Origin of the sequence: Sinorhizobium fredii (assembly GCF_002944405.1) — a bacterium.
Taxonomy (GTDB): domain Bacteria; phylum Pseudomonadota; class Alphaproteobacteria; order Rhizobiales; family Rhizobiaceae; genus Sinorhizobium; species Sinorhizobium fredii_C.
In genome coordinates this window covers 3,730,975-3,754,170 of the sequence record NZ_CP024307.1, presented here as the reverse complement: position 1 = coordinate 3,754,170, position 23,196 = coordinate 3,730,975, and the positions used below count along the sequence as shown (strand labels likewise).

26 protein-coding genes are annotated in these 23,196 nt (G+C 58.5%); 11 read left to right on the top strand and 15 right to left on the bottom strand.

What is annotated here, in order from left to right:
• Window positions 1-114: 114 nt before the first annotated feature.
• Complete coding sequence (locus tag NXT3_RS18425; protein WP_158665358.1) at window positions 115-765, bottom strand: hypothetical protein; 651 nt, start codon at window positions 763-765, stop codon at window positions 115-117.
• 266 nt (window positions 766-1,031) lie between these two features.
• Between NXT3_RS18425 and NXT3_RS18420 the strand changes: the two genes are divergently transcribed.
• Window positions 1,032-2,222, top strand: coding sequence for an SIR2 family protein (locus NXT3_RS18420; protein WP_199773310.1), 1,191 nt, complete (start codon window positions 1,032-1,034; stop codon window positions 2,220-2,222).
• Window positions 2,219-4,003, top strand: coding sequence for an ATP-binding protein (locus tag NXT3_RS18415; protein ID WP_104839824.1), 1,785 nt, complete (start codon window positions 2,219-2,221; stop codon window positions 4,001-4,003). The genes NXT3_RS18420 and NXT3_RS18415 overlap by 4 nt, the downstream gene beginning before the upstream one ends.
• Here the strand turns inward: NXT3_RS18415 and NXT3_RS18410 are convergent.
• Together NXT3_RS18410 and NXT3_RS18405 are read right to left on the bottom strand one after the other, a co-directional pair.
• A complete protein-coding gene (locus tag NXT3_RS18410) occupies window positions 4,000-4,395 on the bottom strand; it encodes a hypothetical protein (protein WP_104839823.1) in 396 nt (131 codons plus the stop codon). The genes NXT3_RS18415 and NXT3_RS18410 overlap by 4 nt on opposite strands.
• A complete protein-coding gene (locus NXT3_RS18405; protein WP_104839822.1) occupies window positions 4,395-4,937 on the bottom strand; it encodes a hypothetical protein in 543 nt (180 codons plus the stop codon). The genes NXT3_RS18410 and NXT3_RS18405 overlap by 1 nt, the downstream gene beginning before the upstream one ends.
• Window positions 4,938-5,407: 470 nt before the next feature.
• Between NXT3_RS18405 and NXT3_RS18400 the strand changes: the two genes are divergently transcribed.
• Window positions 5,408-5,833 (top strand): hypothetical protein, encoded by a 426-nt coding sequence (locus tag NXT3_RS18400; protein WP_158665357.1) that lies wholly within the window; start codon window positions 5,408-5,410, stop codon window positions 5,831-5,833.
• 164 nt (window positions 5,834-5,997) lie between these two features.
• A complete protein-coding gene (locus NXT3_RS18395) occupies window positions 5,998-6,273 on the top strand; it encodes a hypothetical protein (RefSeq protein ID WP_158665356.1) in 276 nt (91 codons plus the stop codon).
• A 500-nt stretch (window positions 6,274-6,773) separates the two neighbouring features.
• On the opposite strand, the gene NXT3_RS18390 is transcribed toward NXT3_RS18395, so the two are convergent.
• From NXT3_RS18390 to NXT3_RS18365, 7 genes are all read right to left on the bottom strand, one after another.
• On the bottom strand, window positions 6,774-8,012 hold the full coding sequence (locus tag NXT3_RS18390) for a DUF3631 domain-containing protein (RefSeq protein WP_104839819.1): 1,239 nt from the start codon (window positions 8,010-8,012) through the stop codon (window positions 6,774-6,776).
• The gene (locus NXT3_RS18385; RefSeq protein ID WP_104839818.1) at window positions 7,991-8,851 is read right to left on the bottom strand and encodes a toprim domain-containing protein; all 861 of its coding nucleotides are present in this window, start codon (window positions 8,849-8,851) and stop codon (window positions 7,991-7,993) included. The genes NXT3_RS18390 and NXT3_RS18385 overlap by 22 nt, the downstream gene beginning before the upstream one ends.
• Window positions 8,851-9,066 (bottom strand): helix-turn-helix transcriptional regulator, encoded by a 216-nt coding sequence (locus tag NXT3_RS18380; protein ID WP_104839817.1) that lies wholly within the window; start codon window positions 9,064-9,066, stop codon window positions 8,851-8,853. Before NXT3_RS18380 ends, NXT3_RS18385 begins: the two co-directional genes overlap by 1 nt.
• Before the next feature lie 168 nt (window positions 9,067-9,234).
• Window positions 9,235-9,582: a hypothetical protein gene (locus tag NXT3_RS31725; protein ID WP_158665355.1), complete on the bottom strand. Its 348-nt coding sequence runs from the start codon at window positions 9,580-9,582 to the stop codon at window positions 9,235-9,237.
• A gap of 34 nt (window positions 9,583-9,616) precedes the next feature.
• Complete coding sequence (locus NXT3_RS18375) at window positions 9,617-10,864, bottom strand: tyrosine-type recombinase/integrase (protein WP_104839816.1); 1,248 nt, start codon at window positions 10,862-10,864, stop codon at window positions 9,617-9,619.
• 215 nt (window positions 10,865-11,079) lie between these two features.
• A complete protein-coding gene (locus NXT3_RS18370) occupies window positions 11,080-11,856 on the bottom strand; it encodes a DUF429 domain-containing protein (RefSeq protein ID WP_037417828.1) in 777 nt (258 codons plus the stop codon).
• Window positions 11,857-11,896: 40 nt separating this feature from the next.
• Window positions 11,897-12,406: a hypothetical protein gene (locus NXT3_RS18365; RefSeq protein WP_097526219.1), complete on the bottom strand. Its 510-nt coding sequence runs from the start codon at window positions 12,404-12,406 to the stop codon at window positions 11,897-11,899.
• 190 nt (window positions 12,407-12,596) lie between these two features.
• Between NXT3_RS18365 and NXT3_RS18360 the strand changes: the two genes are divergently transcribed.
• Window positions 12,597-12,758: a hypothetical protein gene (locus NXT3_RS18360; protein ID WP_097526141.1), complete on the top strand. Its 162-nt coding sequence runs from the start codon at window positions 12,597-12,599 to the stop codon at window positions 12,756-12,758.
• Between the two features lie 100 nt (window positions 12,759-12,858).
• On the opposite strand, the gene NXT3_RS18350 is transcribed toward NXT3_RS18360, so the two are convergent.
• On the bottom strand, window positions 12,859-14,181 hold the full coding sequence (locus tag NXT3_RS18350) for an amidase (protein ID WP_104839815.1): 1,323 nt from the start codon (window positions 14,179-14,181) through the stop codon (window positions 12,859-12,861).
• A 151-nt stretch (window positions 14,182-14,332) separates the two neighbouring features.
• On the opposite strand from NXT3_RS18350, the gene NXT3_RS32465 reads away from it, so the two are divergent.
• The 5 genes from NXT3_RS32465 to ppa all read left to right on the top strand — a co-directional run bounded on the left by NXT3_RS32465 (window position 14,333) and on the right by ppa (window position 19,791).
• A complete protein-coding gene (locus tag NXT3_RS32465; RefSeq protein ID WP_337442162.1) occupies window positions 14,333-14,686 on the top strand; it encodes a KTSC domain-containing protein in 354 nt (117 codons plus the stop codon).
• Between the two features lie 84 nt (window positions 14,687-14,770).
• Window positions 14,771-16,330 (top strand): alkaline phosphatase D family protein, encoded by a 1,560-nt coding sequence (locus tag NXT3_RS18340; RefSeq protein ID WP_104839814.1) that lies wholly within the window; start codon window positions 14,771-14,773, stop codon window positions 16,328-16,330.
• Between the two features lie 129 nt (window positions 16,331-16,459).
• Window positions 16,460-18,286, top strand: coding sequence for a translational GTPase TypA (gene typA / locus NXT3_RS18335; RefSeq protein ID WP_097526144.1), 1,827 nt, complete (start codon window positions 16,460-16,462; stop codon window positions 18,284-18,286).
• Between the two features lie 202 nt (window positions 18,287-18,488).
• Window positions 18,489-18,995 carry a GNAT family N-acetyltransferase gene (locus NXT3_RS18330; RefSeq protein WP_097526145.1) on the top strand — a complete coding sequence of 169 codons (507 nt, stop codon included), beginning with the start codon at window positions 18,489-18,491 and terminating at the stop codon, window positions 18,993-18,995.
• A 262-nt stretch (window positions 18,996-19,257) separates the two neighbouring features.
• A complete protein-coding gene (gene ppa / locus NXT3_RS18325) occupies window positions 19,258-19,791 on the top strand; it encodes an inorganic diphosphatase (RefSeq protein ID WP_037417814.1) in 534 nt (177 codons plus the stop codon).
• Here the strand turns inward: ppa and NXT3_RS18320 are convergent, their stop codons facing one another.
• Complete coding sequence (locus tag NXT3_RS18320) at window positions 19,792-20,115, bottom strand: DUF167 domain-containing protein (RefSeq protein WP_097526146.1); 324 nt, start codon at window positions 20,113-20,115, stop codon at window positions 19,792-19,794.
• 1 nt (window position 20,116) lies between these two features.
• Window positions 20,117-20,410, bottom strand: a complete 294-nt coding sequence (locus NXT3_RS18315; RefSeq protein WP_012709685.1) for a YggT family protein — start codon at window positions 20,408-20,410, stop codon at window positions 20,117-20,119.
• A 129-nt stretch (window positions 20,411-20,539) separates the two neighbouring features.
• On the opposite strand from NXT3_RS18315, the gene NXT3_RS18310 reads away from it, so the two are divergent.
• A complete protein-coding gene (locus NXT3_RS18310; protein WP_104839813.1) occupies window positions 20,540-21,787 on the top strand; it encodes an MFS transporter in 1,248 nt (415 codons plus the stop codon).
• Window positions 21,788-21,932: 145 nt separating this feature from the next.
• Here the strand turns inward: NXT3_RS18310 and NXT3_RS18305 are convergent, their stop codons facing one another.
• On the bottom strand, window positions 21,933-22,697 hold the full coding sequence (locus NXT3_RS18305; protein WP_097526148.1) for a glutamine amidotransferase: 765 nt from the start codon (window positions 22,695-22,697) through the stop codon (window positions 21,933-21,935).
• A gap of 2 nt (window positions 22,698-22,699) precedes the next feature.
• Window positions 22,700-23,185, bottom strand: a complete 486-nt coding sequence (locus tag NXT3_RS18300) for a tellurite resistance TerB family protein (RefSeq protein ID WP_037417803.1) — start codon at window positions 23,183-23,185, stop codon at window positions 22,700-22,702.
• Between the last annotated feature and the right edge of the window lie 11 nt (window positions 23,186-23,196).

Here is a 23,196-nt window from a genome sequence, read left to right as displayed (position 1 = left end):
TAAATCAGATTCTCAATACAGCGAGAACCGCCTCGTGTGAGGGAGATACCATCAACGTCGCCATGCGCAGTAGCACGCGGGTCGCAGTAGGAACCTAACCGCGCTTGACCCTACCTACAGGTCCGCCTTGCCTTTGTTTTGATAGTCGGCAAGGATTCTTATTCGGCGGAACACGGATAGAAAAATCTTCAGCGTCTTTAGGTCGCTGCCCGTCCGACGATTAATTTCCGCAATTTGCGTCGGGGGAATTTGCAGCAACTCGGCCATTTCGAGGTTTGCGCCTCGAACAAAGTCTAGATTATGCTGAAGAAGTTCCAGCTCCTTTTTCTCAACTTCAATCCTAAGAAGCTTTCGATCTGCCAACTCCCGATGAATGTTCGAGTAGGTGTTATTTGCTGCATCGATTGACGCGCAGACACTCTTGACTACACGAGAGATCAAAAATGACACCGTTACCGCGACTGCAATTAGCTCTATCCAGCCCGGGGAGGCATATTGAAGCGATTTGATTGCAGGACGTTGCCGCTTTGGAACCGTGTATTTTAGGTGATTATAGAAATTTACCGCGCTATATCCGCCGCGCCAAGGGAAGGTTGCGTAGGCCTGATCAATTCTTGATCTAGTGTATTCGTCGTCATGCGGCATAAGAGAGAAAAAAGCAAAATATACCTGTTCATAAGCGCGAGGAAACTTGTACAGGTCTTCTAAATCCCATCTCCGATCTATCCGGATTTTATAATATCCTTCCAGTAAGTCTTCTGCCACGCCCGCCCCCCGGCATCCTGTTAGACCATTCCTTGCCCCGAATTCCAGGGGGCACAGACCCATAGATAACTCGCTGCATCTATGGTTGCAGTCAACGAACCTCTATGCCTTTCCACGGGATTTATCGCTTGCAACTCAACATGAGGTGATAACAAGGCACGTTCACGTCGAACGCACGCTCCTCCTTCGCGTACGTGTAATTTCCTTAAGCTCCAAGTCTTGCACTCGCCACCCTAGAGCAATTCCGCTCTAGTCGCGATTGCGCTTTGGAAGATGAAGGTGGTATCTTGCGCTTCGCCACACGCAAAGCACGAGACGCGACTTTGTCCAACATAAATCGCAGCGACATATTTGATAAAAACTTGAACTTTCTTCTAGGGTCAGGAGCATCCTACGGACTACTGCCGACATTAGCTGTTAAACTCAAAAAAAAGGACGCCGGGAAGTCTCATACCCTTGAAACATTAGCGACCCAATTTGAAGGTAATCGCAAGATAAAGACGCTTATCTTTTCTTGGTACGTGAAAGAGGTGATTAAGCCAGCGTCAGACTTCCAGATCGGTGATTATTCGTCGCTCAACGCAATTCAATGGGAAGTTCTGGAAAACTACGAGCGCTTTCTCAAAACCGTGTTGGCGCTGACCGCAAAGAAACGAGAGCAGAACAGAGCCAACATTTTCACAACAAATTACGATGGTTTGATTGCACACGTATCGGAAAGGATGCTGCGGCATGGCTACGCAGATTTTATTCTAAATGACGGAGGCTCTGGCTTCATAAAGCGGAATATGTACGCCAAGAATTTCAACAGATTCTTCCGAGACCAGGGTGTGTTTGACCGACACAGCAAGAGCATCCCACAGGTAAACCTCCTTCAGCTGCACGGTTCGGTGTATTGGTTTAAAGACGGCAGCGACAACATCGAAATTTCCTACGACCTCGCTCGTGCACAGGCCCGAATGTCAGAAGTGCCGTGCATCGAGAATGAACTTTTCGACGCAGTGCTGAATGATGGAGAAAAGAGCGACGCTGATATCGAATCTCTTGATGTCAACATCCCTGACGCTCAGATTGATGAATTCTGGAAGCAATACGAGCAGCTCCCAATTGTTAATCCTACAAAATGGAAATTTCACGAGACGGTTTTTGAAGAACACTACTATCAAACTCTTCGCCTTTTGAGCTACGAATTAGAGAAACCGAATTCGGTATTTGTTGTATTCGGATTTTCATTCGCTGACGAACACATTTTAAACTTGGTAAAGCGATCCCTTTCTAATCCGACTCTAAAAATGTTCGTTTGCTGCTTTAACAATAAGGAAAAATCTTCTCTTCAGCAAAAATTTGAAGGATTTGACAACGTCGAACTCATTTGCGTGGACGGGGACTTAGATTTTAGAGCTTTCAATGAGCAAGTTTTTACCGTTGAAGCACGCTCGGATGAAGCTGGATCATGACAATTACCATTGGAGAAGTGATTGCTGTTGTTGGTGTCGATGTTACATTGAGAGCGTTTGAAAATTCTAATTTGGAGACGCATTTTTACAACGGCAAACGCTACAAGGGAGTGTCGATAAGGGAATTCATTGCGATTGAGCACGGGTTTCGGGATATCGTTTGCATCATCGAAGGTGAATACCTCGATGAACGAAATGCCGAATACGACGGAGCACAGCAGCGCTACATTCGAAAGCTCAAGGTCCGGCCGATTGGCTACTTTGAAGCTGAAGACTTTAAGGATGGCATCAAGTTCCTCCCCAAAATTAGCGACTCCGCACGCCTGCTTTCAGAAGCAGAAATCGGCCGCATTTTCGAAAGCAAGTCCAGCAAAGACTTTGCCATCGGCACGCTGTTGAAGGAAGGAATCGAGGTATCTTTGCCTTGGCAGAAGGTCTTTAACACACATTTCGGGATATTCGGTAACACGGGGAGCGGAAAGTCAAATACGCTCACAAAGCTATTTACGGTACTTTTCGATAATAAATTCGATGAAATATCTGGAAAGAGTAATTTTATATTCCTCGATTTTAATGGAGAATACACTGCCGATCAGTTAACAAGTGTCGACCAAAAGAACGTCATTCGACTGTCGACCAGGAAGAATTCCGAAGACAAGTTCCATCTGCCGGATACCGAGTTTTGGGATGCAGAAACACTTGGTATATTGTTCCAAGCCACTGCAAACACCCAAAGACCCTTTCTTCGCCGCGTGATTTCGGGCAGAGCGAAATTCTTATCAATCCCCAACAGCTTGTCGCGATACATCGTTTCGAGCTTCAAGAAGGTACTTTGCTCCAAGGAACCTAAACTCGAAGCGCTGGAACTGTTGAAAGCTCTCGCCAGAAATTTGGACGCCGATCAAAGCCTGCTGAGTGATTTGAACAAAGTTTCTCTCAGAAAAGGGAAGGACATAGACTCCTTTCATTTCGTCGATAACGACAACACTTGGAAGTTTTTAAGTTCTGATGACGCTTTTTACGCAGCGCGTTTTGGAGATGCAATCAATAAAATCTCGGAAAGCAGCCCAAGCGGCTTCCAGGAACTACTAGTTCGGTCGGATTTGCAAATAATACGCGACGTGCTTCACGGGTCCGCTCAATATGAACACATCCATCCTTTGCTACGTCGTATTGACGCAATGAAAGACGACTTCGCGAAGGTAATTTCCGTATCTTCCGAAGTTATTTATACAAAGACCGTGACCGTGATCTCACTTCGGGATTGCAGGCAAGAAGTAAAGAAAATATTGCCGATCTTGATTGCTAAACATTTTTACGAATTGCACAAAGCGCGGGTTTCATCTCCACCAGACTCAACGATGCACGTGATCATAGACGAGGCGCATAATATCCTTTCACAGCAGTCGATTCGTGAAGCCGAAAGCTGGAAAGACTATCGCCTGGAGTTATTCGAGGAGATTATCAAGGAAGGGCGAAAGTTCGGCATGTTCATAACTTTAGCAAGCCAGCGTCCTGCAGACATCTCCCCAACGATCATTTCTCAGTTGCACAATTTCTTTATCCACCGCTTGGTCAATGATCGAGACTTGGCCCTTCTTGAGAATACGATTTCTACGCTGGATAGTGTTTCTCGCAGTCAAATTCCGAATTTGCCTCAAGGTGCTTGTGTGATAACCGGAACAACGTTTGATATCCCGATGTTAGTGCAGGTTAATAGGCTTCCGGATAACAAAAAACCAGACAGCAGAGATGTCGATTTAGAGGAACTGTGGAGCTAGTTTGATTCATCGGACTTAAGGAGGTCATCCAGCACACCCAGTTGATAGACATGCAAAGATTGCACTTTGTTGAACAACTCTCTAACTATCGGAATACTCGGCGCAGTAGTTACCAAATCCTCTCTAATAGGGGAAATGCGCTGGTAAATTTCTAGAGAGTAATATGGACCGTTCCATACGAAATCTTCCGGCTCAGCGTCGTACCACTCCTGCCTTTGAACCTGCTTTACGACATACCTATTCTTTTGGTGTTTGGCCTCATATGCCTTGTCCACTTTTTCATTGCTTACATCATCATATTCGTGAGTTAAATCCCATTTGATCTGCTGCTTTGAAGTAAGTTCAGTGAGCTTCGAAACGGCTCTGATCCAGTCATGTTGCGTATAAACCATTATTTTGCTTTCTCTTCCTCAATCGAGGTGCTGACGTGCAGGCTGATCTCGTTCAGCTCTCTAAAAAGCTCCCACATCGCGTCACATTCGTTGAGTAGCGTGCCTGCTGATCGATTCGCAGAAAGCCACTTTGTGACTTTTCGATTTTTGGAGATTATCGACTTCGCGAGCTTTCTGTTTTTAAAGCCGTTCAACCGCTTGAGAGCGGCGATTTGGACCGAAACTTCAGAGAATACTTGCGCACTTATAGCCTGGTCGGCGGGCAATTCGGCGATTTCCCCGAGCTGTGGAGCTAATTTATCGATTTTCCTGCGTAAATCAGGCAAGCGCATACGAGTGAAGTAGCGATCAGAAAGCCGTTTAACGCCTAGCGCAGCGTACCCTGAGAACACTAACCCCAGGTACCCGATGAAAAAACCAATCAAAGACAGCCAATCGATCAGCCGATAGGTGTCAAATTCTGGTGGCAAAGGTCTGCTGAAGTACCAGCCGATTAGAAACAGCGCTGGCGCAACCAAAAATGTAAAGATGAATGCGGTCACTGCACATCCGAAAGATTTAGCGGATCGATCTCATACACGCTACTTACAATAGAGTTGCAAGCTCGAAAAGACGGTAGGCGATCTCGCTAATCAGTGCCAACCGAAAATTGGTGGCCTCGGCAGGGGTCGCCAAAGCCGCCGATAAGCTATACCTTTTACGAACAATGTGTTCCGCGGCAATTTCGCGCCTACAGGGCTCAAATTTTGTAATTGGACAATCGACGCAGCGGGCGGAGCCCTTACGGACGCGTGCTATTCATTCGGCCTGTAGGAGAAATTCGCTGCTCCAATTCTGGAAGCTCTATCTGACTGCCGCGTGCGGCAGCTAGTGGTTAATAAGTTGGGAACCCCGAACGTCCGAAATGACGGCGCGTAACGGTCGCTAGCCTTCCTGCTTTTCGAGCGTCCCGGATCCGTCATAAGATATCTTACTTGCCGCGACGAAACGGCTGTGAACGAGGGGAAAGCGCGTGGCGGAGACAGCATCGCAATGCGACAACATGTTCGGCAAGAGGCTCTACCAGATTCGCGCGCGATGCGCGTTGCCGATCCTGGCGCGGCAAGCTGCATCGCGCAAACCGATCTATTATGAAGCGTTGGCCGTCGAGCTCGCGATGCCGAACCCTCGCAACCTTAACTACGTGCTTGGCAGCATCGGTACGACGTTGAATGAGCTGTCGCGCAAGCACGGCTGGGGCGAGATACCACAGATCCAGTCGTTGGTGATCAACCAGCACCGGCGACTGCCCGGGCATGGGTTCGAAGGCTTTCTTGCCGAGAAGATGAGCGTTTATCGCAATCTCTCGGTGATGGAGAAGCGCGCCTATCTCGACGCCTATTGGCATGAGATCTACGCCTACCCTATTGGGCCGATGTTCTCGAAGCGTGCAAGCTAACTCCCGCCTCGCCCGAGGCCCGCGACATCGTCGCGAAGGCCAAGACTGGGCGGAGCGGCGGCGGCGGTGAAGGCGAGGAACACCGGCGCCTCAAGAACCGGGTGGCGAACAGCCCGATCCTCGTGGGACTTCCTCTGACCGCACGAGCGACCAAGGAAGCACCCTTGCCCTCGGGCGACAAGATCGACGTGCTGTTCGATGCGCCAGGCCGGCTCGTCGCCGTCGAGGTCAAGTCGAGCATCTCTAATGATGTCGACCTGACGCGCGGGCTATTTCAATGCGTAAAGTACCGCGCTGTCATGGAAGCCGAGCGCGGTGTCAGTGGTGCTCGGCATTCGGTTGATGCCCTGGTGGTGGTCGGGCGACGCTTCCCCGCCGCCCTGCGCGCGTTGCAGAACAGCCTGGGCGTCCAAGTCGTGGAGATACTGGATCGCCACTGAGCCGGCGGCAGCCATCCGAGATCGTCTTACAGGGTCCCGGTGCACCTCTGCGCGAGACCGGCTCAAACGCCACAACGAACGGCCGGTTTCGGGAAGCGGCAGGCCGAGTCAGAACGACCGCGATGGGGGCGCCTTGCTGCCATTCGCGAAGCGGTGACAAGGAAGGTCACCGCTAGACAGGATAGGTCAATCGTGGCGTCCTCAAGCCGCAGTGGCAATGATCCGGTGGGTAAAGTCGGGGTTTCCTGATAAAGATTACTCTAAAGCATTGATATAAATAGGATGATGACGGTGCACATCACCGCCTAACTCTCTGTTCGTCTGTCATCCTGTTCGCCAAAAGACCAGCCACCCGTGGGCGGATCGGTTATCAAGGCACGCCGCCATCGTGGCAAGCCCTTCAAGCAGTCAGACACCTTGGTCGTGCGGTTGAAATCAGGCAAACGGGCCAAGTGCTTATTTTTCAATAACTTGCGGCTGACCACACCCGGCCCATGGCCTTAGCGCCTGGCCTGGTTGCGCCCCACCTTAAGCCGTTGTTTCTGTTCACGTTGGCCCGTTCGCCCGGTCTGTTTGCAGGTGCTGTCACCGTCAATGTAGCGTCGCCATACAGGTTCCAGCCGTTCGCGCTCGTAGCCAGAACGCTTTACCTGCGCGCCATCGAGGCGGATTTTGCGCGGGAAGACGTTGAAGGGCTTCAGAAGCCGGGACAGAGCGTGGGCCGTGATCGGCTGGCCCCTCCTAAATTCAGCCCACGGACGATCTTCGATCTCAACCAGCGCCTCCACAATCGTATCTGTCCATAGCGAATCGGCCTTCTTGCGCGCGAAGATGGCCCGTAGATCCTGAAGGAGCATTTCAGCTTCACCTTCATCGTCATCACGTGACGATAGTTGCCGGGCTGAGATTGCAGCCCGATCCGGCCAATCCCCTCCGGCGATTTCGGCGATGGCCAGGAGCGGGGTCCAGTTGTCGCGGGCGCGGTCGGAGAGCGCGTCAGGCACCTTGGGATCTGCTTCCTCCAAAAGGGTCATGTGATCTTCTGCCCATCGTGCCGCCTTTCGGCGCAATTCTTCGTAGGCATCATCACGGACAGGCACCCGCACAACGCTGACGGTCTTCAGCTTTCGACGGAGCTCGATAATGATGGAGCGATCTTCAAGCGTAGGATCAAGGCGTCCGATCGCGGCGAACGCCTTGGGGCACCATGTTGAAAAGGGCGTCGGTATATTGTTGTCGCCAACGCATCGCAGGACATGCGCCTGCGACCGCCTATGGCCGGAGTTCAATACTCCGCGCAGTTCCGATTTTTCGGATATGAAGGTGTCCGCCTCATCGATCAGCAATGTCGGTTTCCAGAGATCGATCGACCGGAAAACAGTCGCAGGCGTCACGTTGGCCGCCGACAGCGGCTTCGGCACGAGGAGCTGAAGGACCGATAGTAGGTTGGTCTTGCCGCACCGCTTCGTCGGACTTGAGATGAACAGGATGGGTGAGTGCTGAGCGGCATCGTGCGCGTGGGAGTGCATCACCCAAAGCGCCAGCGCTTCGGTCGCACCCTTCGGCAAATCCATATGGCGGTTAAATACGGCCACAATCTCATCGAGAAGCACTCTGCCGTCCACCGGCCCGTTCCACGGTTTGACGGCAGCAAGAAATGTATCTTCGTCATCATCGGCGGTGGGCTCGTAGAGCGGTGCATCTGTTAGCTGGCGCTTCAGTTCTTGATATTGTGGCATGATCTCAACTCGTCATTCCAATCATTGCCGGGTGTCACGGGTGCCGCAATCCTGACCTTGTGTCCGGCTGAGGTAAGGCGACCTGCCAATTGCTCAGCCGCTTCGATGCCCGGCTTGTCGGCATCAGCGGCGATGATGACCTCAGAGCATTTAGGCGGCGCAATCTTCGGCAAGTTCGTTGCCGACAGCGCTGCTGCTCCCGGAAAGCCGGTGATCTGCATTGCGCTGAGCACCGTCTCAATGCCCTCACCAAGAATGAACGGCTGTTCTGGATCGGCGGGCTGGAGGACGACTAGCCCGCCGGCAAGCTCGCCATATATGCGCCGGACCTTGCCGTGTATGCCGACCCCATTACTCCTTGCGTCGGCCGTCAGGTACGTCACATGGACCCCAATGATCCGGCGGTCCTTGTCGGTGATGGGTGCGATCATCGCGGGAAGCATTTTGCCGGTGATAAAGTGCATCACGCCTGCGCTGACCAGTTTCAGCACCGACGGCGACGAATTGATTCCTCGTCGTCGCAAATAGGCCTTCGGCCGTTCAGTTGACTCCTCAGCGGCATCCAGCAGTTCCCTAGCGATCTGCTCGGTGCCCGTGGTGCCAACATCCTCCGCCGGACGGATCCTGGCCCCATTCCTTTTCGTCGGCAGAAGGCCCTGTTGTTTGAGGGCGTCCATAATCGCGTCATGCGAGCAGCCAGCGTGGCAAAAGAATACAACCCTTTTCCGGCCGGCGCTGACATGCAGCGATGGCTTCCTGTCATCATGTGCCGGGCAACGACACATACCTGTTCGCTGATTGCCGCCGAGCGCGTTAATGATAGAGTTCGCTGCGGTCATCAGAGTGCGCCCTTCGTGTCTCGGGCGGAAATGCGCGCCTGCTGCCAGTCTGCGATCTCATGGGCCAACCACACCTTCCGGCGATCAGAAATCCGCACGGGTGCCGGATATAGGCCTCGCCGTATCAGTTCGGCCCTTTGGGTTTTTCGAAGCCCGTCCAAGACAGGCAATTCAGACTCGCGCAGAACGCGCTGCGGTTCGGTGGTCTCGTTCATGATGGGTTTCCTTATCAAGCATCCGCTCGACTTAACGAGCGTTGCTGTGACCCATATCGCGAGCTCGAGCAGAGTTCTTCCGCAACAAATCCGGGATTTAGAGGCAGGCTGATACGGCTTTGAGCCGTAACCTATAGCCGGCGCCCTCAGGTAGTGGAGAATTTACTGTCACCGCTTCTCTAAGCGTCGCTTGATAGTAGAAGCGTCCAGATTTCTTTTCCGGAGTTTCACAGCGGTTTCTTCAGATACTTTCCTTCGTGCCGCTCCCTTCGGCATACCTTCAGCGATGAGTTTTTTCTCCTTGTTTCGCGCCGAGCGCAGTGCAACATTTTCGTTGACTCGATCACGCCCTTTCACCGGCGGCCGTCCGCGCGGCTTCGGCGCGCACTTGGCAAGTTCCAGCAGAGCACGCGCCGCCTTGGTATTCAGGACGACCGTCTTTTCGCCAGCATCTTCCGTGTCAGCCAATATGCGCTCAACGAGTTCAAGCAGATCATCTTGATGCCAACTTCTCACGCAGCGTCCTCCTAGACCTGGATAGGGCAAGCCACTATTCCGCAGTCCTCATCGGAACCACCTTGCCAACTGGCGCAGGGTTCGCGCAAAAACGCGACCAATCGGTCATCAACCGCACGCGCTTTTCAAACAGGTCGCCACGGCGATAGGCGCGCTCAACGGCATTACCGATTGTATGTGCCAGCGCCTGCTCGACAATGTGATTTGCATAGCTGGTCAACTCCGCAGCCCAGTCGCGGAAGGTGGAGCGGAATCCATGAACGGTAACGTCATTGCGGTCCAAGCGCTTCAACACCGCCGCCATCGCCATATTGGACAAGCCGCTCGAACGCGCACCTATGAATACGAATGGATTGTCCTTCTCACGGGGAAGGGAGTTGAGAATTAGGGCGGCACGATCTGACAAGGGAACACGATGTTCCTTGGATGCTTTCATGCGGCCTGCGGGGACGGTCCAGACCTTTCCATCAAGGTCAATTTCGTCCCACGTCGCGCCAATAACCTCGCCTGTCCGTGCTGCTGTCAGGATCGTAAACTCCAGCGCCTTGGCCGCAACACCCTCCCGCTTGGCCAACTGCGCCATAAAGGTCGGAAGCTTCGAATACGGCATTGCTGGGTGATGCTCGACGCGCTGTATCTTGCCACGTGCGGGTAGCACATTTTGCAGATGACCACGCCAACGGGCCGGATTCTCACCGTCGCGATACCCGCGCGTCGTGGCCCAATCCAATACGTTCTCTATGCGACCGCGAATCCGGTTAGCGGTTTCAGGAATTGCCATCCAAACACTTTTACCGGGCCGATTGGGGTGTTCACGCTCCAAGGCTTTCAGGACAAGGCCCGTGTCTACCTGCGCAATCGATACCTTGCCGAAGACCGGGAATACATAGTCCTCCATGGTGGAGAGGAACTGTGCTGCCGCCTTACGGTTGCGCCAGCGTGGTTCGTTCTGATCGAAATATTGACGAGCTGCTTCCTCAAAGGTGACGGCCTTTGCAGCTTCAACGGCACGAGCTGCCCGCTCGGCACGCTTCACATCGATCGGGTCTATGCCATCAGCAATTTTCTGTCGTGCCGCCCGTGCACGCTCACGAGCTTCCTTGAGGCTAAAATCATCAAGCGATCCCAGTCCGTGAAAACGCTCCCGCCCGTTTAGCTCATACCGGAGCAGCCAGCTCTTGGTGCCGGTGCGACCAACCTGCAAATAGAGCCCACGTGTCTCGGGATCACGGTAACGACCCGGTGCATTCAGCTTCGCGATTCGCTTCGTATTCAGTGCCATCAATTCATACTCCCACTATTTGGCCCCCGTTTCAACCCCCGGATTGACCAGCGGAAATAGGCGAGCTCTATCGGCAGTTGCCGACGAAGACATAATGGAAAAAATCCAATGTTACAATGCCTTAGAAAGCATATAACGGCAGTTACCGGTATCTACCGAGTTAGGCGGAGGCAGCCCCCCTCTCCGCCATAAATCACGCCCAAGTTTAAACAGGTTCACCGCCGCGTCGTGCCACCGCACGCGGCCGCCACCTTGCTCCGACTCAGGGCGTCGGCAGCCCACCCCGCCCAGAGTTCCGCCGGCGGCAGCCAGATCCATCCTCCGGCCGGATCGCCGACGACCTCCGACTTGCCGGCCGCGGCGCAGGCGGCGGTCAGCAGGCAGATCCAGGCAGCGCGTCTTTCGTGGTCGGTTTCGGTGGTGATGTTCTGCAGCAAGCGGCCATTGTGCCAGCCGATGAAATCGAGGAGGCGAGCGATGACACCGGTCTCGGCCGCTTGCGCATAGAGCCAGTCGAACTTCTTGCGTTTCGCGGCTTTTGATATGGCGAAACGCTCATCGGCGAGAAGAACCCCGAGAAAGGCGTTGGGGAAGGCCTCGATGATTGCGGCGCCGGGGATGACGGCTCGGCCGATCGGTGCGGCAGCGGCCAGGTGGCCAACTTGTGCGGCGGTCTCGGCGGCGGCTTTTCTGAGAGCGAGACCGTGGCCGAAGTGACTGAGGCCCGGCTTGCAGCGTCGCTGGAAGGCGCCGCGGGTCAAGAGGCGCTCGCACAGGCGGTCGAGCCTGTCGGGGGCGTCCGGCGGCGTCAAGGGGCCGTCGATGGCGATCATTGCGAAAGACGTCGAGAGGGGGATGTGCCGCTGCCGCCGCTCCCAATCGGTGTGGGTCCTTGCGGAGCCGACGGCCTCGCCGAGGCTCCAGGCGATGCCGGTGGTCGGGCGGGACCGGGCGTAGCCGACGTCGATGCCGAGCAGCTTGTCGAAGCTCATCCTTTCCGCTCCCGTTTCCGCCCAGTCTATGCGTTTCCGCTCAGCGCCTGTTGGCGCGCAGCCATGCCTCCAAGGCGGCAATGACCGACAGTCTGAGACTGGCGCCGCGGGCGAGTGCGCCGGAAAGCGCGCGGCCCTCGGCTTCGCATCCCATCTCCTGCATCACGTCCTCAGGCGTCATGCGGCGCCGGTCCATGATCGCCTTGATCTCGGCGATGGTGGAGGCAAGCAGGTAGCGGCCGCTGGCGATGGGTGTTTGCGCCGGCCGCGGATCGGAAGACGTCGGCGCAGGGGAGGTCAGTCTCGGGGCGAGTGGCCGCGCGCCTTTGGCGGCAAGCCAGATCAGGAAGGCGTCGCGTTCGGCATCCGTCGCTTTCGCCCAGGAATTCTTGAGCTTCTCGATGCGGGTGCGCTCCGGCTCGATGCCGGCGAGGACGAAGGCCTTGCGCGCCGAGCCGATCTCACCGGCGAGCAGGGCGCGATAAATGTCCGGGAAATCGGTCTTCAGCCGCTGCAGGTGGGCGTCATCGCGCCTCGTCTTCTTCGACATCATGGACCTCGACACTCGATTTCGATGGTCCTCTACCGCGCCTGAGCGGCGAGGGCGAGGAAAAACATCGGCCAGCTGGTTGGTCGGCGTCGATTGGCGAGGTTGCGGCGGACCTCAAGCTCTGCACAAGCCGGCCCTTTCATCCTGGCGCCAACAGCCGGAATGATTCGTGGCGAAGGAAGGACGATGAATGTCTGACATTGTTGAGCACTATAGCGACCCGCAGGATGCGAGCGTGGCTCTCTACCTGATGGAAAACGACGGCGACGAACTCACCGATATTCTGGTCGCCGCGCTGGAAGATGCGTTCCGGATCCTCGATGAGGATTGGTCTTTCCAGACGATGCACTGAAGGCGGTCGGCGCTACAGCGCCGCGCGTCTTATCAGACGCGCAAAGGTCGCTGTAGCACTTTGAATTGCTGCATGGCTTTGTCCTTAAATCGAGGTCGATTTAAGGAGACATGCAGTAGCCGCCCTGCAACAATCGCTCCACGGATGCGGCCACCCGCAGCAGCGTTCCGTCGAAGCCGTTTCGAGCCATCAGCATCAGCCCCGCCGGCAAGGCAGTGCCGGGCATCGGCAGCGTGATGGCCGCCAGGTCGAACTGGTTGGCGACCTCGGTGTTGCGCAACAGCAGACCCTCGACACGGCGATATGCCTGCCTGTCCTGCTCCACGGAGGCGAACGGGACAGCGGGGATCGGCGTCGTCGGCAGCAGCACGAGGTCGAAGGGCGCGAGGCGCTCGTCCATCGCGCGGACGAGCGCACGCCGCGTCAGCAGCAGGCTTTCGATGGCCGCGTCGGGAACGGCGAGACGGCGGCGGAGCGGGGATTTGGCGCGCGCATCGACCGGCGCGTTTTCGTCGGGGAGCCAGTCCGCATGGATGCGGCTTGCCTCGAGCCCGGCGAGGGAGCCGATTGCGGTGGCTTCGGCGAAGCGGCGCAGGAGATCGTCGAGGTCGCATGCGGCAATTGTTGCGCCCGCGCGCGAAAGCCTCTGCAGGCTTGCTTCGAAGGCCGCGGCGATATCGGACGCGAGGTCGTCGAAGAGCACACCCTTCGGGATCGCGAGCTTCAGCCCGGCAATCGGCAGCGGCGTCAGCGGTTCGGATGGCTCGCCGGCCATGATCGCATCGGCCGCCGCGCAATCGGCGACGCTCAGCGCCAGCGGGCCGATTGAATCGAGGCTGGGCGACAGCGGAAAGGCACCGTCGAGCGGCACGCGGCGGGCGGTCGGCTTGAAGCCGACAAGCCCCTGCAGCGCAGCCGGAATGCGCACCGAGCCGCCGGTGTCGGAGCCGATGGCGATTTCGCTCGTGCCTTCCGTCACCGAAACACCCGCTCCCGAGGACGAGCCGCCGGGGATGAGGCTCGCGTCCCGCGCGTTGCCGGGCGGCGGATAATGCGGGTTGAGGCCGACGGCGGTGAAGGCGAATTCGGTCATATGGGTCTTGCCGATGATCACCGCGCCGGCGGCGCGCAGGCGCCGGACGATCGTCGCGTCCGCCGCTGCGGGCGGCGCGCTGCGCCGGATGATTGAACCGGCAAGCGTCGGCTCGCCGGCAACGTCGAAGAGATCCTTTATCGAGACGATGCGGCCGTCGAGCGGACCGAGACCCGTTCCTTCCCGGCCCCTGCGATCGGAGGCATCCGCTTCGGCGCGGGCGGATTCGGTATAGAGCTTCATGAAGACGCGTTCGTCGCCGAGGCGCTCTCCCAAGCGGGTGAGAATGGCTTCGAGCCGATCGCGGGACTGGGCGTTCGAACGGGTCAAGGCAAAGACCTCATAGGTGCCGCGGCCGACGCATACCGGATTTTTGGGATCAGATGGGTGCGAGCGGCAGGCGAGTGCAACCGTTTATGGAATTGCCGCATTGTTATAGAATGCAAGCGGCAAGGATTTCCAGAGACCCAGGAAGACGTCGATGCCGAACCGGAAATCTCCTGTCACTCTCGACTCTACGGCAATCCAAGCGGTGAAATACGACGCGCCGCGCCGGATGTTGAGAATCTGGTTCGTCGGCAACCACCGACCTTATCATTACCTTGACGTACCGGTGCATGTTTACGAGGAACTCCTGAGGAGGATTCGGCCGGCGGCTATTTCAACCACCACATACGCGACCATTACGATTTCCTTTTCATCCCGCTGCCGCAACCTTCCTCCCCGCAGGCGGGGCGAAGATGCCGGCAGGCAGATGAGGGGCACCGACATCGGCGGAGGTTCCCTTCGGGAACTCCGCTTCCTTCACAGAACTGTCGCCAATCCGTTCAAATAGTTTCATGCGCCTGTAAAGCCGCTGACATGCATGGCGCCAATGGTCCGCTTGCGAGAACGAGGATTCGCGGACCGGAGGCAGGATTTGGCGGCTGTTCGAGACACGCTTACCAGGCGTTCCTTTCTCCTATCGGCTGGCGCTGCCGGTCTCGTCGCTTCTTCCGGGCTTGCGACCCCCTTTTACGCTAGGGGCTACGGCCGGCCGGAGTTCGTTCACGGCGTGCAGTCCGGCGATGTCGATACACGGTCGGGAATGATCTGGACGCGGGTCGACCGGCCGGCGCGGGTCGCGGTCGAATATTCGACCACCGAGAGCTTTTCGAACGCCGCCCGGCTCCCCGACATCGATGCGACGCCGCAGACCGATTGCGCGGTCAAATCCAGCCTCGACAATCTGCTGCCCGACCAGGACATTTTTTACCGCTTCACCGCCACCGATCTCTATGACGGCAACCGCGTTTCCGAGCCGATCGTCGGCCGCTTCCGCACCGCGCCCCTGCGCCGCCGGTCGGTGCGCTTCGTCTGGTCCGGCGATACCGCCGGCCAGGGCTGGGGGATCGACGAGGTCGGCATGAAGACCTATTCGACGATGCGGCTGCACGAGCCGGATTTCTTCATCCATTCCGGCGACACGATCTATGCCGACAACCCAATCCCCGACGAGATCAAGCTGCGCGACGGCGGCATGTGGAAGAACCGCATCGTGACGCCGGAGAAGCGCGATGTCGCCCGGACGCTCGAGGAATATCGCGGCCAATGGAAATACAATCTGCTTGACAAGCACGTGCGGGAGCTCAATGCCGCCTGCCCGACCTTCTATCAATGGGACGACCACGAGGTCCTGAACAACTGGTCGGCCTCGACGGATCTTCGCGACGATCCGCGCTATCCGGAGAAGGACGTGGCGGTCTATGCATCGCGGGCGGCGCGCGCCTTCCACGAGATGACGCCTATCCGTACCCTGCCGACGCAGCCGGGGCGGATCTTCCGCAAGATCGCCTATGGGCCACTGCTCGACGTCTTCTTCGTCGATCTGCGCTCCTATCGCGGCGCCAACCAGGGCGGCGAGGCCGGCCTCCTGGGCTGGCGCCAGACGGACTGGCTGAAACGCGAACTTGCGACATCCAGCGCCACCTGGAAGGTGATCGCCTGCGACATGCCGATCGGTCTCGTCGTCTGGGACGACTATTCGAGGAAGCGCGGCTCGGACGCGATCGCTAATGGTGACGGAGGTGCGCCCAAGGGGCGCGAGACGGAATTTGCCGATCTGCTGCGCTTCATCCGCGACAATGCAATCGACAACATCGTCTGGCTGACGGCCGACGTGCATTACACGGCCGCGCATCACTATGACCCGTCGCGCGCCGCCTTCAAGGACTTTTCGCCCTTCTGGGAATTCGTCTCCGGGCCGCTCCATTCCGGCACCTATGGACCGAAGGAGCTCGACATGACCTTCGGACCGGACGTTCGGTTCATCAAGGCGTCTGGCGGTGGCATCGACAGCAACCTGCCGCCCTCGGCCGGCCTGCAATTCTTCGGCATCGTCGACATCAGCGGGCAGACGCGGCAGCTGACCGTGCGGCTCATGGACCGGCAGGACAAGGAGCTTTGGCGCGTGACGCTCGATCCGGCGGCCGTTGGGTGACTTGCTTTTTGCAAACCTGCTCCGCGCGCCGGCCCCCTTTCGCTCGTGCAAAAAAACCTGTATGAGCGCGGCAACTGAAAAAGCGGTGCCCGCCCTGACGCGCGCGCCCAGAACTTTCCGAGACAAAAAATGAGCATTCGTAACATCGCGATCATCGCGCACGTTGACCATGGGAAGACCACGCTCGTCGACGAACTTCTGAAGCAGTCGGGCTCGTTCCGCGAAAACCAGCGCGTTGCCGAACGCGTCATGGATTCCAACGATCTGGAAAAGGAACGCGGTATCACCATTCTCGCCAAGGCGACCTCGGTCGAGTGGAAGGGAACGCGCATCAATATTGTCGACACCCCCGGCCACGCCGACTTCGGCGGTGAGGTCGAGCGCATCCTGTCGATGGTGGACGGCGCGATCGTGCTGGTCGATGCCTCCGAAGGCCCGATGCCGCAGACCAAGTTCGTGGTCGGCAAGGCGCTGAAGGTCGGCCTGAAGCCGATCGTCGCGATCAACAAGATCGACCGGCCGGACGGCCGCCACGAGGAAGTCATCAACGAAGTCTTCGACCTCTTCGCCGCGCTCGACGCGACCGACGAGCAGCTCGACTTTCCGATCCTCTATGGTTCGGGCCGTGACGGCTGGATGAACGTCAATCCCGGAGGTCCGAAGGACCAGGGAATGGGCCCGCTGCTCGATCTGGTTCTGAACCATGTTCCCGAACCGACGGTGGCGGAAGGGCCGTTCCGCATGATCGGCACGATCCTCGAGGCAAACCCCTTCCTCGGCCGCATCATCACCGGTCGCGTCCACTCCGGTTCCGTCAAGCCAAACCAGGCCGTGAAGGTGCTCGGACAGGATGGCAAGCTGCTCGAATCCGGCCGTATATCGAAGATCCTCGCCTTCCGCGGCATCGAGCGTCAGCCGATCGAGGAAGCCCATGCCGGGGACATCGTCGCGATCGCCGGTCTCACCAAGGGCACCGTCGCCGACACCTTCTGCGATCCTTCGGTGGCCGAGGCTCTGACGGCCCAGCCGATCGACCCGCCGACCGTCACCATGTCCTTCATCGTCAACGATTCGCCGCTTGCCGGCACCGAGGGCGACAAGGTCACCTCGCGCGTCATTCGCGACCGACTGTTCAAGGAAGCGGAAGGCAATGTCGCGCTCAAGATTGAGGAATCGTCCGAGAAGGACTCCTTTTTCGTTTCCGGCCGCGGCGAATTGCAGCTCGCCGTTCTGATCGAAACGATGCGTCGCGAGGGCTTCGAGCTTGCCGTCTCGCGTCCCCGCGTCGTCATGCACAAGGATGACAACGGCCAGCTTCTCGAGCCGATCGAGGAAGTCGTCATCGACGTCGACGAGGAGCATTCCGGCGTCGTCGTGCAGAAAATGTCCGAGCGCAAGGCCGAAATGGTCGAACTGCGCCCGTCGGGCGGCAACCGCGTCCGCCTCGTTTTCTTCGCCCCGACCCGCGGCCTGATCGGCTACCAGTCGGAGCTCCTGACCGACACGCGCGGCACGGCGATCATGAACCGGCTGTTCCACGACTATCAGCCCTACAAGGGCGAGATCGGCGGCCGCATCAACGGCGTGCTGCTCGCGAACGAGCCGGGCGAGGCGGTCGCCTACGCGCTGTTCAACCTCGAAGACCGCGGCCCGATGGTGATCGAGCCGGGCGAGAAGGTCTATGAGGGCATGATCATCGGCATCCATACCCGCGACAACGACCTCGAAGTCAACGTGCTGAAGGGCAAGAAGCTCACCAACATGCGCGCCGCCGGCAAGGACGAGGCGGTCCGCCTGACGCCGCCGATCAAGATGACGCTCGAGCGGGCGCTCTCCTGGATCCAGGACGACGAACTGGTGGAAGTGACGCCGAAGTCGATCCGGCTTCGCAAGCTGCATCTCGATCCGCATGAGCGCAAGCGCTTCGAAAAGGCCCGCACCGCCGGCGCCGCGTAATTTCGAGAAAATCGACAGCTGCATGAGGACCCCGGAGCGATCCGGGGTTTTTTGCTGTGTGTGCCTTTCGCGGCCGGCTTGCGGATAAAGTTAAAATCACGTTAACCTTCTCATGGATGCCGCTAAAGTTGCCTGTGGGTTAAGCTTGGCCGGCAGACGGGCGGGATTCCGGTTCGCCGAGCCGTGTGTTTAGAGTCAGGTCATGAAGACTGTTTCGATCGAGGTCAGGCCCGGGGAGCCGCATGAAGCGGCGGCGATTGCCGATGTGCATCGCGCATCCTGGCTACAGGCCTATGGCGGTCTCATCCCGCACCGCCCGCTGGTGAAGATGGTCAACCGGCGCGACGAGACCTGGTGGCGAAAGGCGACGCGCGGTCCGGCGACACTGCTCGTCGTCGACGTGGCGGGAACGATAGCCGGCTATGCCACGCTTGGCCTGAGCCGGGCGCGAGCGCTGCCGCAGGAAGGCGAGATCTACGAAATCTATCTGCGCCCGGAATATCAGGGCCTCGGGCTTGGGCGGAAGCTCTTCGGCGAGGCGAAGAGCTTGTTGAAATCGCTCGGCTGCGAAGGGCTCGTCGTCTGGTGCCTGGAGGACAGCGAACTCGCCTATAACTTCTTCCTCTCGGCCGGCGGGCGCGACGTTGCCGAGGGCATGGAAGACTTCGGTGAGAAGTACCTGAAGAAGGTCGGCCTCGTCTGGAAATAACGACCTCCAGGGCAAATGCATTTCGCCGCAAGCCCTCATGCATCCCGGCGCTGCCGAAGATGATATCTGGCTGCTATTGCCAAGCGGCTCCGGGCAAGGCGTCTGGCCACCGACTTTCCTCCGGGACAAAATCCGCTCTGCCCATATTTGGCCGTGTCGCCTGCCTATGGCAATTCCGCCCGGCTGGACGAAAGTCATGTTGCATCGCCGCATGTTTCCCTTTATCCGACGGGCGACTTCTTAAACGGCCCTGGAGGTGCTCATGCGGATCGACGCGATTTCCATTGGAAAGAATCCACCCGAAGATATCAACGTGATTGTGGAAGTGCCGGTCGGCGGCCATCCGATCAAGTACGAGATGGACAAGGAAGCCGGCACGCTGGTCGTCGATCGCTTCCTCTACACGCCGATGACTTATCCGGGCAATTACGGCTTCGTCCCGCACACGCTTTCCGATGACGGCGATCCGATCGACGTCTTGATCTGCAATACGCGGCCGCTGGTACCGGGCTGCGTCATCAATGTCCGCCCGATCGGCGTGATGATGATGGAAGACAATTCCGGCCAGGACGAAAAGATCATCGCGGTCCCGTCGGCTCACCTGACCAAGCGCTACGACAAGGTCCACGACTATACCGACCTGCCGGAAATCACGCTCAAGCAGATCGAGCACTTCTTCGAGCACTACAAGGATCTGGAGCCCGGCAAGTGGGTGAAGATCTTCGGCTGGAAGGATGCGGGCGTCGCCAAGCAGCTGATCCGCGAAGCGGTCGAGCGCGCCAAGGCGAAGAAGTAATTATGTTGCCGCGCCGGCGATCTCGGCGAGGCGCTTCTGTAGAACCTCCGGATCGGCCTCGATCCGGAGGATTTTTTTGCGCTGCGTGGCGCCGGAGACGAGGGAGATCCTGTTCCTGGCGATGCCGAAGGATTGGGCTAGCAGGGCGATTAGCGCCTGGTTCGCCTTGCCCTTTTCCGGCACGGCGCGCACCCGCACCTTGAGGTGCTCCTCGCCGTCGGCCGCCGTTTCCAAACCGTCGATCGCGTCTCGGCCGCCGTTCGGCGTCAGCCTCACCGCCAGGCGCGCATGGTCGCCGAAGCCAGCCAGAGCTCGCCGGCCCATGTCAGCGAATGAGCGCCGGCGCGATCGTCGTGTTCAGGAAGAGCTGGATGAAATAGAGGATGACAAGCACGACGAGCGGAGAAAGATCGACGCCGCCCATGTCCGGCAGGAAACGGCGGATCGGCCGGTAGAGCGGTTCGGTCAGTTGGTAGAGCGAGCGGCCGATCATGTTGATCGCCTGGTTGTTCACGTTGATCACGTTGAAGGCGTAGAGCCAGGAGAAGATCGCCGACGCGATGATCAGGAACCACGCGATATTTATGATGAAGTTCAAGGTACCGATGACAGCAATCATGCCAGTCTCCAAATCTATGTCGCCAGACATGTAGACATTGGGAACGAAACGAGCAAGTACGACGCTCGCACCCCGCGCCATCATGTTTAACGATGCGGGGCGTTGTTATCCCCGGAGAGTGCTTCCGCCATGTCGGCCGTCCACACTGCGCATCGTTTCGCCGCCTTCCGGCATGTCGGCTACCGACGCTATTTCGTCTCGCGCTTCCTTGCCTATTTCGCCGTGCAGATCATGTCGGTCTCGGTCGGCTGGCAGATTTACGACCTGACGCGGGATCCTTTCGCGCTTGGCCTGATCGGCCTTTTCCAGTTCCTGCCGTCGCTTCTCCTCATCCTCGTCACCGGCAGCGTGGCGGATCGCTACAATCGCCGCGTCATCATGGGGCTCTGCATGCTCGTCGGCACGCTCTGCGCCGCGGCCTTGCTGGTGCTGACGGTCACCGGCTTGTTCGCGTCCTGGCCGGTCTATGCGATCCTCATCGTCTTCGGCATCGAGCGGGCCTTTCTGACGCCGGCCGCGCAATCGCTGGCGCCCAATCTCGTGCCGGTCGAGGATCTGCCGAATGCGATTGCCTGGAATTCGAGCTCCTGGCAGACGGCGACGATCGTCGGACCCGTGGCGGGTGGCCTGATCTACGGCCTGGGCCCGATGGTGCCCTATACCGTCAGCCTCTGCTTCTTCGCGGCTGCGGCGCTGATGGTGTTTGCCGTGCCGAAGCCCGCCCAGCGCTCGCCCGCCTCGGCGCAGAACTGGCAGACGATCACCGCCGGCTTCCGCTACATCAAGGCCGAGAAGGTCGTGCTCGGGGCGATCTCGCTCGACCTCTTCGCGGTGCTGCTCGGCGGCGCGGTGGCGCTGATGCCGGTTTTCGCGCGCGATATTCTGGTGCTCGGCCCATGGGGGCTGGGCCTGTTGCGCGCTGCCCCGGGCGTCGGCGCCGTCGGCATGGCCATCTGGCTCGCCGCCCACCCGATCTGCAACCGGGCAGGTCTCTCCATGTTCGTCGGCGTGGCGCTCTTCGGCCTAGCCACGATCGTCTTCGGCCTGTCGGCGACGCCGTGGATATCGATCGCCGCGCTCGTCGTCATGGGTGCGGCGGACATGATTTCGGTCTATGTGCGCGAAAGCCTGATCGCGCTCTGGACGCCGGACGAGCTGCGCGGCCGGGTGAATGCCGTCAACGCGGTATTTGTCGGCGCCTCCAACGAGCTTGGCGAGTTTCGCGCCGGCACTATGGCGGCCGGCTTCGGCGCCGTCTTTGCCGTCGTCTTCGGCGGGCTCGGCACGCTGCTGGTGTCGCTCATCTGGGCGACCGGTTTCCCGCAATTGCGCAGGATCGACAGGCTCGACGTGCCGGAGAGGCGCTCGACTGCATAATTTCGGCCGGCGCAGCGAAAATGCAGAAACGGCCCCTCATCCCGCTGCCGCGACCTTCTCCCCGTGTTGACGGGGAGAAGGGGCGACGCCGCGCCGGCCCAAGTCCCCTCTCCCCGTCAAAACGGGGAGAGGGTTAGTCCTCGGGTTAAACCCGAGGAGAGGGGCATTCATCATCGGGCACACGAGGTCCCGCCGCTGTTTCGCCGCGCAAAAAGATCAGCTCGAGAAAATTCTCCATCCAGGTGCGCAAGGGGTGGTCGTGGATCATCCGGCCTTCGAGATGCGCCTTGCCGAATTGGGCGCCGGGCAGCACGAAGCGGTGGGCGCCGTGCACGACCCAGCGATGCATCATCGCGCGCGTCAGTTCGCCGTGGAACTGGATGCCCCAGGCGTTCTCGCCGTAGCGAAAGGCCTGGTTCGGATAGGTGTCGCCGGTCGCCAGCAGTTCGGCACCCTTCGGCAGATCGAAGCCTTCGCGGTGGAAGTGGTAGACCATGGCCGGCCAGTCGAGCAGCGCCTTGCCGGCCTCGGTGGCCTCAAGCGGATACCAGCCGATTTCGGTCATGCCCTGGTGATGGGGGGCGACCTTGCCGCCGAGATTGCGGGCGAGCATCTGGGCGCCAAGGCAGATGCCGAGATAGGGCTTGTTTTCGAGGAGCGGCACCGACAGCCAATCGATCTCGCGGCGAACGAATTCCTCCTCGTCATTGGCGCTCATCGGCCCGCCGAAGATGATCGTACCCGAATGACCCTCGAGCGTCGGCGGCAGCTCGTCGCCAAGCGCCGGGCGGCGGATATCGAGGGAAAAGCCCTTCTGCTCGAGAATATGGCCGACGCGGCCTGCGCTCGACCGCTCCTGGTGGAGGACGACGAGGATCGGTCTGTTGGCGTCGCAAGCTTCTCGCGGCATCGTCAGCTTTCCTGTTGTGCCTCGTTCTCCTCCTCAACCATGTCGATCTTGGCCGCTGCCTCCCGCCGTTTCAAGACCCGGTCGCGCCCGGAGACGCCAAGGAGATCGGCGATCCGCCAGATTGCGTGATCTTCCATTTCGCTGCGTGCGCCGTCGGCATAGACGATGTCCCACAGCATGCCGACGAGTTCGATGCGCTGGTCCTCGGAGAGGTGGCGCTTGATCTCGGAAGTGAAGCGGTAGAAGTCGATCGCCTCGCTTTCGGCGGTTTCGCCGGCCGCGACCAGCGCGTTGAGCGCAGCATCGTCGAGCCTGTAGTGCTCCTTGATGATCTTGCGCAACGTGCGGCGTTCCGACGAACGGATGGCGCCGTCCGCCTCCATCACCTGAAAACAGAGCCCGATGACCGCCACGCGCGGATCGTCCTTGTCGATTCGCGCACCCGTACCCGTCAGTTCTTCGAGAAACCCTCGAAACCGTTCAAACATGCCTATGCCCG

Bases quoted from the DNA above. Each gene is read 5' to 3' on its own strand.
- NXT3_RS18415 (WP_104839824.1), top strand. From the start codon at position 2,219: ATGACAATTACCATTGGAGAAGTGATTGCTGTTGTTGGTGTCGATGTT.
- NXT3_RS18410 (WP_104839823.1), bottom strand. From the start codon at position 4,395: ATGGTTTATACGCAACATGACTGGATCAGAGCCGTTTCGAAGCTCACT.
- NXT3_RS18390 (WP_104839819.1), bottom strand. From the start codon at position 8,012: ATGCCACAATATCAAGAACTGAAGCGCCAGCTAACAGATGCACCGCTC.
- NXT3_RS18385 (WP_104839818.1), bottom strand. From the start codon at position 8,851: ATGACCGCAGCGAACTCTATCATTAACGCGCTCGGCGGCAATCAGCGA.
- NXT3_RS18380 (WP_104839817.1), bottom strand. From the start codon at position 9,066: ATGAACGAGACCACCGAACCGCAGCGCGTTCTGCGCGAGTCTGAATTG.
- NXT3_RS18375 (WP_104839816.1), bottom strand. From the start codon at position 10,864: ATGGCACTGAATACGAAGCGAATCGCGAAGCTGAATGCACCGGGTCGT.
- NXT3_RS18370 (WP_037417828.1), bottom strand. From the start codon at position 11,856: ATGAGCTTCGACAAGCTGCTCGGCATCGACGTCGGCTACGCCCGGTCC.
- NXT3_RS18365 (WP_097526219.1), bottom strand. From the start codon at position 12,406: ATGTCGAAGAAGACGAGGCGCGATGACGCCCACCTGCAGCGGCTGAAG.
- NXT3_RS18360 (WP_097526141.1), top strand. From the start codon at position 12,597: ATGTCTGACATTGTTGAGCACTATAGCGACCCGCAGGATGCGAGCGTG.
- NXT3_RS32465 (WP_337442162.1), top strand. From the start codon at position 14,333: ATGCCGAACCGGAAATCTCCTGTCACTCTCGACTCTACGGCAATCCAA.
- typA (WP_097526144.1), top strand. From the start codon at position 16,460: ATGAGCATTCGTAACATCGCGATCATCGCGCACGTTGACCATGGGAAG.
- NXT3_RS18330 (WP_097526145.1), top strand. From the start codon at position 18,489: ATGAAGACTGTTTCGATCGAGGTCAGGCCCGGGGAGCCGCATGAAGCG.
- ppa (WP_037417814.1), top strand. From the start codon at position 19,258: ATGCGGATCGACGCGATTTCCATTGGAAAGAATCCACCCGAAGATATC.
- NXT3_RS18320 (WP_097526146.1), bottom strand. From the start codon at position 20,115: ATGGGCCGGCGAGCTCTGGCTGGCTTCGGCGACCATGCGCGCCTGGCG.
- NXT3_RS18315 (WP_012709685.1), bottom strand. From the start codon at position 20,410: ATGATTGCTGTCATCGGTACCTTGAACTTCATCATAAATATCGCGTGG.
- NXT3_RS18310 (WP_104839813.1), top strand. From the start codon at position 20,540: ATGTCGGCCGTCCACACTGCGCATCGTTTCGCCGCCTTCCGGCATGTC.
- NXT3_RS18305 (WP_097526148.1), bottom strand. From the start codon at position 22,697: ATGCCGCGAGAAGCTTGCGACGCCAACAGACCGATCCTCGTCGTCCTC.
- NXT3_RS18300 (WP_037417803.1), bottom strand. From the start codon at position 23,185: ATGTTTGAACGGTTTCGAGGGTTTCTCGAAGAACTGACGGGTACGGGT.